12 protein-coding genes are annotated in these 14,647 nt (G+C 68.2%); 1 reads left to right on the top strand and 11 read right to left on the bottom strand.

What is annotated here, in order from left to right:
- Nucleotides 1-32 precede the first annotated feature (32 nt).
- A complete protein-coding gene (locus BG482_RS22960) occupies nucleotides 33-1,421 on the top strand; it encodes a UvrD-helicase domain-containing protein (RefSeq protein WP_069770977.1) in 1,389 nt (462 codons plus the stop codon).
- A 224-nt stretch (nucleotides 1,422-1,645) separates the two neighbouring features.
- Here the strand turns inward: BG482_RS22960 and BG482_RS22955 are convergent, their stop codons facing one another.
- The 11 genes from BG482_RS22955 to BG482_RS22905 all read right to left on the bottom strand — a co-directional run bounded on the left by BG482_RS22955 (nucleotide 1,646) and on the right by BG482_RS22905 (nucleotide 13,748).
- Entirely contained in the window at nucleotides 1,646-2,620 is a 975-nt protein-coding gene (locus tag BG482_RS22955; protein ID WP_141746653.1) for a hypothetical protein, read from the bottom strand.
- 1,163 nt (nucleotides 2,621-3,783) lie between these two features.
- Nucleotides 3,784-5,181 carry a serine/threonine-protein kinase gene (locus tag BG482_RS22950; protein WP_069770975.1) on the bottom strand — a complete coding sequence of 466 codons (1,398 nt, stop codon included), beginning with the start codon at nucleotides 5,179-5,181 and terminating at the stop codon, nucleotides 3,784-3,786.
- 1 nt (nucleotide 5,182) lies between these two features.
- A complete protein-coding gene (locus BG482_RS22945; RefSeq protein WP_141746652.1) occupies nucleotides 5,183-7,282 on the bottom strand; it encodes an AIPR family protein in 2,100 nt (699 codons plus the stop codon).
- Between the two features lie 42 nt (nucleotides 7,283-7,324).
- Nucleotides 7,325-8,056 carry an SAVMC3_10250 family protein gene (locus tag BG482_RS22940; protein ID WP_069770973.1) on the bottom strand — a complete coding sequence of 244 codons (732 nt, stop codon included), beginning with the start codon at nucleotides 8,054-8,056 and terminating at the stop codon, nucleotides 7,325-7,327.
- Between the two features lie 342 nt (nucleotides 8,057-8,398).
- A complete protein-coding gene (locus tag BG482_RS22935) occupies nucleotides 8,399-8,800 on the bottom strand; it encodes a DUF6527 family protein (RefSeq protein WP_069770972.1) in 402 nt (133 codons plus the stop codon).
- Nucleotides 8,797-9,954 (bottom strand): ThiF family adenylyltransferase, encoded by a 1,158-nt coding sequence (locus BG482_RS22930; protein ID WP_069770971.1) that lies wholly within the window; start codon nucleotides 9,952-9,954, stop codon nucleotides 8,797-8,799. The genes BG482_RS22935 and BG482_RS22930 overlap by 4 nt, the downstream gene beginning before the upstream one ends.
- Nucleotides 9,929-10,189 (bottom strand): multiubiquitin domain-containing protein, encoded by a 261-nt coding sequence (locus tag BG482_RS22925; protein WP_069770970.1) that lies wholly within the window; start codon nucleotides 10,187-10,189, stop codon nucleotides 9,929-9,931. Before BG482_RS22925 ends, BG482_RS22930 begins: the two co-directional genes overlap by 26 nt.
- Nucleotides 10,190-10,344: 155 nt before the next feature.
- Complete coding sequence (locus BG482_RS22920; protein ID WP_069770969.1) at nucleotides 10,345-10,629, bottom strand: DUF3892 domain-containing protein; 285 nt, start codon at nucleotides 10,627-10,629, stop codon at nucleotides 10,345-10,347.
- A gap of 143 nt (nucleotides 10,630-10,772) precedes the next feature.
- The gene (locus BG482_RS22915) at nucleotides 10,773-11,798 is read right to left on the bottom strand and encodes an ImmA/IrrE family metallo-endopeptidase (RefSeq protein ID WP_069770968.1); all 1,026 of its coding nucleotides are present in this window, start codon (nucleotides 11,796-11,798) and stop codon (nucleotides 10,773-10,775) included.
- 8 nt (nucleotides 11,799-11,806) lie between these two features.
- Entirely contained in the window at nucleotides 11,807-12,751 is a 945-nt protein-coding gene (locus tag BG482_RS22910; RefSeq protein ID WP_069770967.1) for a hypothetical protein, read from the bottom strand.
- Between the two features lie 34 nt (nucleotides 12,752-12,785).
- Nucleotides 12,786-13,748 (bottom strand): hypothetical protein, encoded by a 963-nt coding sequence (locus BG482_RS22905; RefSeq protein WP_069770966.1) that lies wholly within the window; start codon nucleotides 13,746-13,748, stop codon nucleotides 12,786-12,788.
- Nucleotides 13,749-14,647 lie beyond the last annotated feature (899 nt).

Genomic DNA, 14,647 nt, shown 5'->3' with positions numbered 1-14,647 from the left:
TTCGGTCTCTCTTCTCTATCGCGGAGCTCCTGTTGCACACGCCCACCGACGAACAGGTCCACGCCGTGGACGCCTTCCGGGCCGGTCACCATCTCGTCCTGCAGGCCGGCGCCGGGACCGGCAAGACCAACACCCTCGGCCTGCTCGCGGCCGACACGCGCCGCCGCGGCCGCTACCTCGCCTTCAACAAGGCCATCGCACAAGATGCCGCCACCCGCTTCCCCCGCACCGTGGCGTGCAAGACCGCCCACGCCACGGCCTACGCCGCCATCGGCCATCGCTACACCAGCCGCCTCAACAGCCCCCGCCAGCCAGCCTGGAAGACCGGCCAGGCCCTCGGCATCACCCGGCCGCTGCGCATCGGCGATCACCATGTGCCGCATCTGCGCGGCCTGACGGCATCCGGCGAGCACGCCCATCTCGCCGAGCAGGTCCTGCCGTTCGCCCGCAAGGCGTGGGCCGACCTGCACCACCCCGACCACGGGAAGGTCCGCTTCGAACACGACCACTACCTGAAGATGTGGGCCCTGACCGAGCCGCGGCTCGAGGCCGACTTCCTCCTCCTCGACGGGGCCCAGGACACCAACCCCGTCCTCGAGGCAGTCTTCACCGCCCAGCGCCCCCACACCCAGCTCGTCATGGTCGGCGACTCCGCCCAGGCCATCTACGGCTGGCGCGGCGCCCGCGACGTCATGACCGGCTTCGACGCCACCGCCCTCACCCTGACCCGCTCCTTCCGCTTCGGCCCCCTGATCGCCGAGGAGGCCAACCGATGGCTCACTCTCGCCGACGCCCCCATCCGCCTCACCGGCACCAACACGATCACGACTGGTGGCGGCGGCCTGGAGCAGCCGGATGCGGTGCTGTGCCGCACCAACATCGGCGCCATGGCCGAAGTCATGCGCCTGCTCGCCGCCGGCCACCGCGTCGCCCTCACCCGCGGCGGACAGCAACTGGCCGCACTCGCCCTCGCCGCCCGCGACCTCAAAGACGGCCGGCGCACCAACCACCCCGAACTCGTCTTGTTTCCCTCCTGGGGAGAGCTGCAGGACTACGCCGCCTATGACCCCGCCGGACGCGACCTGCAGCCCTTCGTCGACCTCATCGACACCCACGGCCCCGACGCCATCCTCACCGCAGTCGACCAACTCACCGACGAGACCCACGCCGACGTCACCGTCTCCACCGCCCACACTGCCAAAGGCCGCGAATGGCCCACCGTCCAAATCGGCAACGACTTCCCACCACCCAAAGACACCGACCAACTGGACGACCACGGACACCCGGTGCCCGACCCCGTCAGCGACACCGACGCCCGCCTCGCCTACGTCGCCGTCACCCGCGCCCGCCACCACCTCGACCTCGGCGGCCTCACCTGGATCAACAACCAGCCCGCAACCGCCCCAACGCCAGGCGGCTGATCAGACACCGGTCCGCACCGCACCGGCAAACGAGGCATGCGCCCACAGCGGCCGCACCGGTACGCAACGCCGCGGTCAGGGCGCGGGCTCGTAGATGACCTCCCAGCCGTGCCGGCGTGGCGCTCGGTCCTGGGGTGAAAGGGCTGGAAGTCGGCGAGCCGGTTGCCGCATACCTGCCCGCCTTCGGTGGCACCGCCGAGGTGGTCACGGCAATCACTGCGTGTTCACGTCCTGTGCCAGCAGTCACAATCTGGAGCGCTGATCGTGGCTACATTAAGCGGATGGCATGATGTGGCACCTCGCAGATGGCGAATAAGTTCGTCATGCCGGCCGGCTACCTTGATGACGATGTTCCTCGGCTCGTCTTCCGGCACCCCTCGTCCCCGTTGGTCCTGATGCCAGTGCCCGACGAACTCCAGAATCAGGTCGGCGATTCCTCTGCCTGCGTGGGCAGTCAGGATGTCGGCCGGGAGTGCGAACTCGCCGGTGTGAATGGCCAGGTTGCGGCTTGCGTACATCCACGCCAAGAGGCCGTGGAAGAGCTCCTGTTGATCTTTGAGAAAGTCGATGAGAGCTGACGGTGCCGCGAGTCGGTGTTGCCAGGCGGTCAGCTGCTCCCTGGCCAGGCCGCCCGCCGCATCAGCCAGGACAGTCAGTGCGTCCGACGTCTGCTGAACGGCAGGGGGAGTTGATGCCCGTCGTGGCAGTACGGCGTCCAGGAAGTCGTTCAGATCCAATTTCCAGCTGGACATGTTGAATGGATTGTCGCGGTCACCACCTTGCAGTAGGTTCTGCCGAACGACGTCGATAGCGGGAACGAGGGCCTTCTCCAGCTGCGCGGCATGCGCTCGAGCCTCGGCTTGCCGTCGGCGGATACCTGCCAGCGAGTCCCTCAGGCGGGATGCAGCCTCGTGTGCGGCGGCAGTGGTGCCCAGGTTGGCTGCCGCGAGTGAGCGCTCGGCCTTGGCCAGTATGGCTGCGAAGCCGTCTGCATGCCACCGCGCGTGACGCAGCTGCGAATTCGCTGAATCTGTCACTGATTTGTAGACGCTCAGCAGCTGCTGTCTGACGCTGTGCAGAGCACACGCTTTGCCAATGGTCTCGAAGTCGGCCGCCGCGACCCCGGCCGACTCGATGGCGCTCCAGGCGAGGGTCACGCTGGCCACCGGGGCATCCATCCGGCCGGCCAGGTTCGCCATGCGAAGGGCTGATCGCAGAGAAGCCGACCACCCGCTGGTAAGGGGGCGAGCGGTCTTGGCGCCGCTCACCCGGCTCTCTGTCAGCAGCGGTCTGTTGGTGGGGCCGATGACGACAGAAAGCGGGCTGAGATCCAGCTCCAGGAGTCGCTGCCCTGCCGCGTATTGGTCGAGTGTCTCCGTCAGCTCCCTGGGGTGCATAGGCGATCGCAGTGTGGGCGTCCGCAGGTCGAACTTCCCCCAGGATGTCAGATCGATCCCGCCGAACCGGGCATCCTCCCGCACTCCCACCGACCACTCCCTCTGGGCATCAACTCCCCCAGCTATCAGGGCTATTGATGCCCCATCCTGCCTCATGGCGATCATGCGCTGCCGTGGGCGTCCACCGGGGGCAGGAGGGTGTGGCCTGCAGCCTGGGTCTTCACTCGTTCCTACCTCCGCGAGAGGTCTTTCAGCTGGTCATCGCGGGCCGCTCGGGACCTTTGCCTCCCCACCTACGTGGGGTCTGCCCGGCGCAGCCGCTCGGCCAACTGCGGTGGTTTTCTGTCCTGGGGCAGCACCGTCACCACAGCCGAGCACCGGCCGTCACCAGTTCAGCCAACGCGTGTAAAGTAAGCAAAAGGCAGCCCGCTGATCTTCAAACCCACAGGTCACGAAGGGTCTTCCCCACACGCGTGGGGGTCTGTCCGGCCAGCCCTCGCCGACCTCGGCGGCCTTTTCGTCTTCCCCACGCACGTGGGGGTCAGTCGAAGACCACCCAGCAGAACACCGGCCTCCTCCGGATACTCCCCACCCGCGTGGGGGTCAGTCCGCCGCTTGCTCCTCCTCATTCATGCTCGCCAGGTTTTCCCCACACGCGTGGGGGTCAGCCCTCCTGCCAGGGCTACGGCCCGTGCCGCCGCATGTTTTCCCCATGCCCGTGGGGGTCCGTCCGGCTGATGCTCCAACTCGCCCACCAGGTCACGCTCTTCCCCACGCACGTGGGGGTCCGTCTGTCCCAACCTTCGTGCTGGCCAGGGTTTTGGAGCCTTCCCCACTCGCGTGGGGGTCTGTCTTCGCCTTCGCGGTCTTCCCTGCGCCTGTAGGGTCGTGTCCGCCCGCCAAAAAGAGCGCCTCGCACAGGGGCGGGAAGGCGGACCAGCGGCGGCGAGGTTGCGGCAATGTCGTCAGGTTGCTGCCTGTTGCGCCGGAGCGGCAGCCGGCTTCGGAAAGATCCCGCCGAGCCGGTTGAGCCGGTTGAACACTGTGCGGACCTCGGTGGTCAAAGGGTCATCATGGCCGAGGTGTTGGGTGAGGAGGGAGTAGATGCCGGCAAAGGTGGCGAGTGCTTCCTCTGGTCTGTTGCTGGCTGCTTGCAGCAGACCGACCCGGCTGCGCACTTCGAGCAGCAAGGGGTCGTCGGGCGGGGTGTCCTGGATCAGCTCTGCGGCCAGGTCGGTGTATTCGGTGAGGGCTTGCTGGAGATTACCCAGACGCAGGTGGCAGAACGCGGCCTTGGCTCGACACGCCGCTCGTTGTCGTGGGTTGTCGTCGGCTGCGGCCGATTCTGTGCTGAGTGTGTTGTAAAAGGGGAGGGCTTCCCCGAAGTGTCCGGCGTCGAAGAGGGCCTGTGCCTGGACGATGCGTATAGCCGCGGGCAGTTGTGCGGTCGTGGCCGGGATGGTGGCGGGGTCGTCGGTTTGGTCGTCTTCGTCGTCGTCGGAGTGCTGGGTGGGGGCGGGGAGTGTGGTGTGGGATGCGAGCCGTTCTGCGATGAGGTGTGCGGAGGCGGGACGGTCGGCGGTGTCCTTGGCGAGCATCGTCATCAGGAGGTCGTCGACGTCCGGCGGGATCTCTGGCCGCAGTTCGCGGGCCGGGGTGGGGATGCGGGTGCGGTGGGCGTCCATCACGCTGGCCGGGTCGCCGGTGAACGGGGGCTGGCCGGTGAGCATTTCGTAGAGCAGGCAGCCCAGTGCGTAGAGGTCGGTCTGCGGCACGATGAGGCCACGGTCGGTGAACTGCTCGGGGGCCATGTAGGCGACGGTGCCGAGGAGTTGGCCGTCTTGCGTGAGGCGGGGGTAGTCGCTCCCGTAGATGGCAGCGACGCCGAAGTCGAGGAGCTTCGTTTTCCAGGCTTCGGTGATCATGATGTTGGACGGCTTGAGGTCGCGGTGGATGACGGGGTCGTCGTGAATGCAGGCCAGGGTGTCGCTGATCTGGGCCGCGTAAGACAGGGCCCGGTTGATCGGCAGGCGGCCGCCCTGCGCTGCGAGGATCTGGGCGAGGTTTTGCCCCACGATCAGTTCCCACACCATGTACAGGTCGTTCGGGCTACCGGTCAGTTCGGCGTCGTAGAGTATGGGCAGCCCGGGGTGGGTGAAGCGGGCGCCGAGTTCGGCTTCACGGCAAAAGCGGGCTGCGACGACCTCGGGGCTGATGCTGTTGGCCTGCTCGACGAGCCGCTCAGGGTTGATGATCTTGACGGCGGCCGGGCGTTTGAGCCGGGTGTCCCAGGACTGCCAGACCTGTCCCATGCTGCCCTGCCCGATCAGGGTGCGCAGTTCGAACCGTTCGATGCCGCGCATGTCAGGCGCCGCCGTTTCCGGTGGCCGGGATGAGCGCCTCGGCCAGGTCAGCGAGCGTGCCTTCGCCGGGAACAACCCAGCTGCGGGCTCCCTGGACGGCGGAAGGGGCTTCATGCCACGCGGCTTCGCTCCAGATGTGGCGAACGAGGGCACTGGGCGAGTATGCCTGCTGGTCGATTTCCCAGATCAGAGGGCGGCGCGGGTCGTTGGTCCAGGTGGCGAGGTAGCGGCGGGGGTCTTCGCTGAGCCATTCGCCGATGGCGCGCTCTTCGGTGGGGCTGGGCCGGTACATCACCCGTGTGCCGTCGGGGATACGGGCGTGGTCGACGAGCGTGGTGACGCTGTTGGGCCTGCGCCCGGCACCGGAGGACTCGTGGGTGAATAGGGTGGGGGGTGCGGTGAGAGAACGGGTGACGTCATCGGCGAGCACGTGGATTTGGCGTTCGTCGGTGAAGACACTGGCCAGGAAGAGGTGCTGGCCGAAGAGGCGCTCGACCGCGGAGGCCACGAGGTCGGCGATCTCCCAGGTGCGCTGGGCAGTCCAGTCCTCAAGTCCGTCAGCGGATTGGGAGAGTTCTTCGAGGAGGTCGGGATCAATGCTGCGGAAGACGAGGTGGGCGATCAGGAGATCGCCGTGCTCGGCGAGATCGCGGACGCGGGGCGGTCCTCCCGCTGCGGCGTAGGCCAGAGCAGTTCTCACCTGGCGCAGCAGCAAGACGCATTGCCAGATCTGGCGGGCGCTGGGCCGTCCTCCGAACAGGCGCGTGTAGGCGCCTTCCGGAGCGGGGCGCCACAGGTAGGCGGGGTCGGCGCTGGCCCGGGCGGTCAGCGAGACGTCCGGATGCGCGCAGGCCAGGGCGACGGCCGCTTCCTGCATGGTGCAGCCGGCGTCCGGGGCGGGTGCCACCGCGCCCCTTTTGTAGACGTACTCCTTGTGCAGTTCGTCAGCGAACTCGTCGCGCAGCGCCTGCTGGAAGGCATCGAGTGCGACGAAGTCGAGGGGATCAGCGGAGCCTTCGGTCTCGCCGGCCCGGGTCAGGGCGGAGGCAAAGTCTTCGGGGGCGCCTTCGAGGCAGATGATCCGCACCGGCACCAGCGCCAGGTTGCCGGTCGCGGGATGTTGGTCGACCGCCTGGGCGACCGTCGCGACCACCGTAGCCCCGTTGGTGACGCGGGCATTGTGCAGCCGCAGGAGCAGCGGCTGACCCGCTGCTCTGCGGGCGAGGAAGCTCGCTTCGATGCGGTCACAGAGCATGGTGATGCCGTTGCTGAAGTACCAGAATTCCTCCGGCGCGGTGAGCAGCCGGCTCAAGGCCGCAGGGTCGGGCCGTCCGGTGGAATACGGACGCAGAGCGGAATCGAACAGCCGGTCTCCGTGGGTGTTGTACCAGGACGCGAGTTCATCGGCGGAGACACTCGCACTGTAGGCCTGATAGGGGACGTCGATGCGGTGCCAGCCGTCTGTCAGGGTTGCCGACAGGGACACAGGGCTGGGGCCTGCGTCGGCGCGCGCCGCGGAATGGAAGTCGGCCAGTCCCAGCGTGTGCACGGTGACCGGGACGCGGCCGGCGAAGCCGAAGCCTTCTCCCACCAAAGCCAGTTGCCGCTCCACCTGAGGGGCCAGGCGGGCGTCGCCGGCCAGCGCCGCCACCAGATGAACCCGGCAGCGGGGGGAACTCAAGGCCTCGTTGATCCGATGGATCGATGCGCGGATGCGGGAGTTGAAACCCTCGTAGCGCTGGTCGGCCAGGCGTTGCAGTCCGGTCACCAGGACGGCGGCGTCCTTCTCCCCCAGTCGGGCGCGGCCCTTGTCGCTCCATTTCGCCTGCACAAGCCAGATGTCGGAGCCGCCCTTGGAGAACGCGATGGCGTCGATGCCGGAGTCTCCTGGGCCGTCCACGACGGATGCGGCAGCCTCCTGAGGGCTGCAGTCGGTGAGCATGCTGACGGCCTGGGCGGCCAGAGCCCGAGACAGCAGGACGATGTCCCGCTCCTGAGGAGAGCGGGGGGCGACGTCGGACAGATCGATCCACGGCCTGTAGGTGTGCGTGAGATAATTCCGCACAAACCGCATCGTGTTAGGCAGGGCGGAATCGTTCACCGAGCAGTCCCTTTCGTCGTCAGTGCCCCGTGCGCCGGCCGCTCACGCCGGGTCGCGCACGTACTCCACGCTCAGCGGGCTGGCCACCACGCAGCGCGCCGCCGTGTCGGTGGCCAGCAACTCGGCCGTCACGCGGGCCAGTCCGGACATCCAGGCACCGGGCACCTGGCCATGGCGGGCGTCGATCGCCTCGAGCAACTCCCGCACGCCCGCCCCGTTCAGTCCGCTGGGCGGGGGCGTCACGCCCTCGGCCGCCACATCGTGCTCCAGGGACAGGGCACGTACCGCCTGCCCGGCAGTGGTCAGGAAGGTCGTAGCGAAGCTGGAGCCGCCGTCGATGCCCTCCAGCGCAGGGGCCTCGACCGCGGCTGGTGCGAAGCCCCGCAGGTGGCGGGAGGATCCATGCAGCAGCAGGCGGCAGCCCGTCTGCTGCTCATAGGACGGGTCCTCCCCCGGAGCGGGGTCGGCAAAGAGCACCATGTGCTGGTAGTCGCCCTGCAGCGTGACACAGCGCAGCGGCGCCTCGAACCACACCCACTGGGCCGGGCGCAGTCCCGGCTGGGCAAACCACTCCGCCCGCTCCCCCAGGTGCTTGTCGAGCTTTTCCAGCTGCCGCATCCGGTCGCGCTCACTGTCGGCTGCCGGCGCATCGACATCGACACCCCCCACAGGGGTGTTCAGCCGCAGGGCACCGGGCAAAGCCAGCCGCCGCGGCAGCGAGAACTGCTGAAGCTTCGCATCTGACAGGTAGACAAACTCGCGGTACTCGCTCAATGCGCCCCCACTCCACGTGATCTCCCATCCTGCCACGTCAGTCCCGACAGCAACGCCGCCTCGCCCATATCGTCAGCCGCCAGAGCGAGCAGAAAGCTTGCCGATCCCGGCCCAGCCCACGACGGTTCTTCCCCGCGTGCGTGGGGCCTGTCCGTGAGATGGGCGTGGGTCACAGCCGGGTGACGTTCTTGCTGTCCGACACATCGCCCGTGCGGGGATCGTTTCCCGCTCCTCGATGGCGACAGTGATCCAAGGCCAGGAGAGCCTGGTCCTGGGGTGTCTGGCCGTCGGACCAGCCGTGCGAAGTGGCAGTTGTGGGAGGGTGTGCCTCTTCTGGCTGACTTATCGGCGCCATCGGTTCAGGCGCCGACGCAGCCTGGCCAGGGACGTGCGGTCGGCATCGGCACTAGCCTCGTCGAGTCGTCCGCGGTCGCGTTCGCAGTTGGCGGCGATTTCTTGGGCCGAGTAGCGTCGGCTCCAGTGGATATCGCCGTTGCGGATCCAGTAGTGGGACTGGCAGGCAAGTGCCCAGTTGCCGATCGAGGGTGCCAGGGACACGGTCTCGCCGTTGTAGGTGACAGACCACTGTGCTGGTGACAGCGGTGTGATGACTTCTTCTCCGCAGCCGCAGCAGCACAGGTGCCCGCAGGTGCGGTAGGTGATGGAGATGTACAGCACTCCCTGGTCCAGGGTGGCCGGGAAGGTTTCGACGAAGGCCGGGCGAAGGCGGCTGGCTGCGCTCACGGTAGGTCCTCGTTGGCGATCTCGTTGGTGATCAGCGAGTAGGTGGCGAAGCCTTCGGCGGCGGCGTCTGCGTAGAGTTTCCAGCGGTTGACGGCGAGGATCGCGTTGAGGGCGTTGAGGTCTGCGGTCTGGATGTTGCGCGCGTAGGCGTCGCGTTCGGGTGCCGGGGTGGGGATGCGTCCGCGGACTGGTGCACGCCGCCCGGGCAGGCTGGTCGTCACGCGCAGCAGCCCGCTGAGCCGACCGTCGATCTCCTCGATGCCCATGCCGACGTCGATGAACGGCACGTCGTGGGCTTCCAACCAGTCCATGACGGCGGGTTTGCCCGCTGCATCGTCGGAGGCGAGGAAGACGAAGGTCGCCGCTTCGAGGAGGGTGAGGTTGTCCTCGTCCAGGTACTGCTCGCAGGGGGTGATGCGGCGGTGCATGTGCGAGTAGCGGGAGGCGAAGTAGGTGGCCTTGTTGGGGCGGCTGCGCAGGGTCTCGAGGGTGGGCGCGCCTGGTGCCCGGAAGGCGTTGTGGTTGTCGAAGGTGTCGCCGTCGATGAGCCGAATGGTGTCGACCTCGGTCTTGGCGACCTGGTCCAGGATGTAGCTTCCCGATCCTCCCAGGCCGACGATCACGATGTGGTGGCCGCGGTAGCGGCGGTTGACGACGGCAAGGCCCGCGCGGGACGTCGCGGTGTCCCGGTAGGCGAACGGGCTGTCGTCGTCAACCTCTTGCCAGGCCGCGCCGGGGGTGGGCGTGACGGCTTGGTCGATCGCCTGGGCCTGGTCGGCGATGATGCGCGCGTAGGCGGTGACTTTCGTGTACTCGTCGGGGTATCCGGCCGGGCCCGGCTTGCTGGAGAGCATGAACTGCGCCTGTAGGCCGTCGGTGATGGCGCGGGCTTCGGGATTGGCCAGCGGGAGCGGTCGGCCGTGCTCGTCGCACGGGGCCGATCCCCCGAACCAGATGCGGTGGTCGGTACCGGAGACGAGACGGTCTCCGCTGACGGTCACCGGGTAGGCGAGGAAGCCGTAGCCGATGCTGCGGGCCTGGGTGACGTAGGGGATGTGGCGGACGATCAGGTGCCCCGCCTGCAGGGCGACGTCGTATCCGTCGTCGAGCAGGCGCGACAGGTCCGGGTCACGAGCGAGAAGTGCGGTAGACATCGAAGACCATTCCGTTCTTGACCTTCACGCTGTGGCCGGCCGTCAGACTGCCCGATCCGTGGCCGTCGTGGCCGCGGCTGTAGCGGACCGTGTACGTGTCCTGCTCGGTCGGTGGCTGGCCGGGGTAGGCCAGTTCGACGGCCTGCTCGAAGGTGATCTCCTTCGCCTCCCAGTCGTAGGGGCGGGTGTTGATGATGATCGTGACGGTGTGGTGTCCGTGGTCGTCCTGCGGCATCAGGTTCCTCCTGCGATGGCATGTCCGGTGTTCGGCCCCGCGCTGCGGGGCCTGGGTCTGTCGCCCGCGGCGGGCACGGCCGCGGGCGGGGCGTCGTCGGCCGTGTGCACGTGCGGCGTGGCACGGTCGGCGGGCCGGCCCTGGGGCTGCGGGGGTCAGCGTCGGGGAAGGGCCAGGAGGTTGTCGGTCCACACGCGGTCGGCGTGGGTCCGCAGGTATTTCTCGCCATGGTCCGGAGTGATCACGGCGACGGTCGCCCGGTGGCCGTCCGCGTCGCTGGTGTGGGCCTGGCCGCCTTCGTCTTCGATCCAGGTGACGATCTGTGCCCGGGTGTTCTCGCCGGTCTTGTCAGTCGCCGGGTTGGTCCACCAGAGGCGGACGATGTGCTCGTGCCTGCTTCCGCCGGCGGACAGGCGTACTGCGGTGATCTGGATAGCCATGTCTTTCCCTGCCGGCCTTGCGTGCGAGGCATCCGGCGGCCGGCTCCGGGGCCCGTCACCCCGGGTGTGGGGTGCTTCGCCTGGGACGGACGACATAACTCGCGGGTAGCGAGAGGCGGGTGCCTGATGGGGCTGGCGGGGTGTCAGGAGCAGTCGAGGCAGCGGTCGCTGCCGTCGGGGAACATGGCGGGCGGGTGCTTGATGAAGCAGGCGGGGCACAGACGTTCGTTCACGCGGGGTGTGCAGGCGCAGTGGCCGCACTCGGGGCATGGCGGGGTGCGGCAGGCGGAGCAGGCGGGTTCGAAGGAGCGGTATTCCTCGTCGCAGTGAGCGCAGAGGTATTCGCGGGTCTGGGGGCCGGTGTCCTTGGTGGGCGCGGTGAAGGTGCGCCAGGGGGCGGAGTCGGCGACGAGGACGGCGACGAGGTAGCCGTCCATCGGTGCGGTCTGCGCGTGCAGTTCGCGTCCCAGGATGCCGTCGCGGTAGCGGACCTGGGTGGTTCCCTGGGCGCGTCCGGAGCCGGAGCGGGCCCGGTCGATGACGGGGATGTCGCCCTGGAAGCTGCCGCGCCGCAGCGGCGGGAGGCCGTGGGAGGCGGCGAAGGCGAGGTGTCCGCCGGCGTCGAGGAGGAGGACATGTCCGGGGGCGGGCAGGTGCTGAACGGCCCGGACGCACACCGCCATGCGGGAGGCTCGGCTGTCCTGCCACAGCTGGGCGAGGGCGGGGGCGGTGGGCCCGGTGGAGGCCAGGTGACGGTCCACGAGCGGTGCGGGCAGCAGGATCTCGGCAGCGAACGCGTCACAGGCCGCCTCCTCCAGCAGCACTCCGCCATCGGGCTCGCGTTCGAAGGCTGCCATCAGGTCGAAGCTGTTTTTCTGCAGGTGATGGCCCAGCTCGTGCAGAGCGGTGAAGTCCCGCCGGGCTGGACTGGTGGAGGAGGCGACGGAGATACGGGGAGGCGGGCCGGCATCGTAGGCGCCGGAGACGCTGCACCGAGCGCCGGTCTGGTCCTCGGCGACCTGCCGGACCGTCAGCTGCAGCCACGTCTGTAGCTCGGCCAGAGCACCCTGTCCCAGGCGCTGGGCTGCGCCCGGTCTGCGGGTTTCCAGTTCCTGGGTTATCGCTATCGCCTGGGTGCGCGCAGTGGCAGCGAGTACGTAGTTGACCATCCCGGCTCCTACTGCCCCAGGTGCAGTTCGAAGTAGTGGTCCGTGCGGGCCACCCAGTCCGGGTGTGTGCGGTCGTCCTGGCGGGCCGCGAGCGTGAAGATGCCGTAGGCGGCGCGCAGTCGGGCCTGCTGCTCGTCCTCGGAGAGTTGGGCGGCAAGAGCCCGCACCTGCGTGCGGCGCGGCGGGCGGCTCAGTTCGTGAACCACGGGAGGCGGCAGCGCGGGGTTGGCCGCCAGAACGTCGTCTGCGGACAGGCCAAGCACAGCAGCAAGCTGCTGCGCCTGCTCGGCCGTGAGGGGGTGCTGTCCGCGCCATACGTCCAGGGCCTGGGGAGGCGGCAGCTGCAGGTGACCGGCCAGCTGCTGCACGGTGACCGCGTGTTTCCTCAACAGCTGGGGCAGGCCGCCGGATCCTTGCGGTGCCCAGCGTGCAGTGCTCAGGGCCGCCATCTGGTCCGCCAGCAGGCCCCGGTATTCCAGTGCCGCCGCGGCAGGCGAGGGCGCGGGACTCCCCCACTGCGCCCCGGACGGCAATTCTTGCGGCAGATTCGGGCCGTTGGAGGCAGGCAGCGGCATGGTCAGCTCGCTGATCTGGCGTTCCAGCACGTGCCAGGGCAACGGTCCTTTCAAACCCCACCACAGGGCCAGCGGCTGCTCCAGCGTGGAAGCGCCGGCGGGCAGTAGCAGGGTGTCCGCGTCGGCGTATTGTTCCAGGGAGAGCGGCACGGTCTGCACCGTGTCGTCGCCGACCGCCGTGATCACCAGCAGTTGGATGGTGTGCTCCCACACCGCCCGCCAGATCTGGCCGGGTTCAGGATCTTTGGGTGATGCGGTGGCGACCTTCCGGACGGCATCGGGCACCTTCAGTCCTGCCGCGGCGGCCACCAGCCGTTGATAGGCACTGCTGTGGGCAGGTTCCATCTCGCTGTCCCCCTCTCCTCGGCTGCGGTCCATCAGCGCATTCTCTTCCCACTGGATACGGACGACATCACAGGGCCGTCTCGGAGGACGGATCCGTGCAGCGGCTGAGCAGGGCCTGCATGATTGCCGCGGGATCGCCGTCCTGGGACAGAGCCAGCCGGAGTTTCTCCTTCAGGCCGGCCAGCACGGCGGCTGCCTGCTGCTGTCCGATCTCCAGCAACTGCGCGGCGTGATGGGCGTCTTCGTCCAGGTAGGGCAGGCTCAGGCGTTCGTTCGCAGTCAGCCGCTGCCAGATGCCCTCGGCGTCGCCGCCGGCTCCCGTGGGATCCGCCGACGTGGCCGTGGCGGCCTCGGCCAAGTCGGCCAAGGTCCCTTCGTCGGCGTACAACAGCGTGAAACTTGCCGCAGCCACCAGCTCGAACCGGGACTCGAGCACCTTGGCCAGGTCCTCCTCCCGCACCGCCCCACGGGCGTACCTGAGGACATGGACAAGGACGGTCTTGAGGGCGTGAACCGTCTGCCGCGGCGTGGGGCCGGAATGATTCCAGCGGGTGATACCGATGCCGCGTACGCGCCAGGCCTCGGCAATGAGATCGTCGAGATCACCCTGCCATACCGTGTCCGGAGGATGATCGCTCAGCGCCCACCGCGGCGGCGAACCCGCCGCCCGGCGAAAGGCGGCATCCTCGCCCATCAGGCGGGCGATACGGCGTCGCAGCTTGCCCCGCGGGGTCTTCTTCGCCTCATCGATGAGGAAGTTCTTGATCGACGCGAGGAACAGCCGCTCCAGCGACGCATCGTCCACGGACAGCGCAAAACACCTGGTCACGAACTGCTGCCCCGCACCCTCACGGGTCAGCATGGCGGTGATCACCTCGTAGGCCGCGTCATCACTCCACTGCGCGTAGCCCTCCGGCGGGGGAAACCCCGAAGCGTGGCGCACCTGATGCACCAAACGCCGCAGCAACTCAAACGTCTGCGGCCCCAGCTCGCCCGTCTGGGACAGCTCCTCGAACGCTCCGCCTGCCACCAGTTCACCCCCGATCCCCGCCCCGCAGAAACACCCCAAGGCTTGGTGCCTGAATACACCCGGCGCAACCCTCGCACCAGGCAACACGCGCACGGACCGCCAAAGTCATGGCCGGCTCAGGCACTCCCCGTTATCTCCTTCGCGGTCCTGCAAGAGGGCCGCTGGCCTCCGAGCCCGGCATGACTGTGCCCCCCTGTCGAACGGATGACCTGGGGAGTGGTGTCACCGGGCGGTCAGGCAGTTCAGGCCGCTCCGCTAGAAGCAACCGCGGCCAGGAAGCCGACCTCGCCAGCACAGCCGGCTCAGGTAAAGTGAGTGAATTACGGCCTGCCAATCATCAAACACACAGGTCGTTAAGGGTCTTCCCCACCCACGTGGGGGTCGTTCGCAGTGGTGGTACTCCGGACACTGCACCAGCGAGGCTTCCCTACGCGTGTGGGGGTCTGTCTGTGATGCCGCCCTCGACGTCGGCGAAGGTCTGGGCTTCCCCACACGTCTGGGGGTCGTTCCATCATCCGGTTATCCGCTAGCCCCAGCGCAGGAGTCTTCCCCACGCACGTGGGGGTCGCTCCCCCACGGTGACAACCTCGACTTCGGGCGCCCAGCCTTACCCATGCACGTGGAAGTCGTTGCCACGCGATGGGACATCGCCAAGGTCGCGTCTTCCCCACGCAGGTGGGGGTCTGTCACTACGGACGATCCGTCGGAGCACCGTGCTTGCGTACTCCCACTCGGCCCCGGCCCGTAAGCTCGTCCCGGCCCTCAGCGGGACGGTGATAGCTGATCTGCCAGCGGACGGACACAGCAACCTGTAATGCCCGGTCACAGCGCTCAGGTTCCTTCGCTCCAGCGGCGGTCCTTGGGGATCAGGCTTCAGACATAAAGGTGCAGGTCAGATA

Source organism: Streptomyces sp. LUP30 (assembly GCF_001746365.1).
GTDB lineage: Bacteria > Actinomycetota > Actinomycetes > Streptomycetales > Streptomycetaceae > Streptomyces.
This window is presented reverse-complemented; position numbering and strand designations above follow the sequence as displayed.

Coding starts and splice junctions, on each gene's coding strand:
- BG482_RS22955 (WP_141746653.1), bottom strand. CDS start 2,620: ATGGCGAACCTGGCCGGCCGGATGGATGCCCCGGTGGCCAGCGTGACC.
- BG482_RS22950 (WP_069770975.1), bottom strand. CDS start 5,181: ATGCGCGGCATCGAACGGTTCGAACTGCGCACCCTGATCGGGCAGGGC.
- BG482_RS22930 (WP_069770971.1), bottom strand. CDS start 9,954: ATGTCTACCGCACTTCTCGCTCGTGACCCGGACCTGTCGCGCCTGCTC.
- BG482_RS22925 (WP_069770970.1), bottom strand. CDS start 10,189: ATGCCGCAGGACGACCACGGACACCACACCGTCACGATCATCATCAAC.
- BG482_RS22920 (WP_069770969.1), bottom strand. CDS start 10,629: ATGGCTATCCAGATCACCGCAGTACGCCTGTCCGCCGGCGGAAGCAGG.
- BG482_RS22915 (WP_069770968.1), bottom strand. CDS start 11,798: ATGGTCAACTACGTACTCGCTGCCACTGCGCGCACCCAGGCGATAGCG.
- BG482_RS22910 (WP_069770967.1), bottom strand. CDS start 12,751: ATGGACCGCAGCCGAGGAGAGGGGGACAGCGAGATGGAACCTGCCCAC.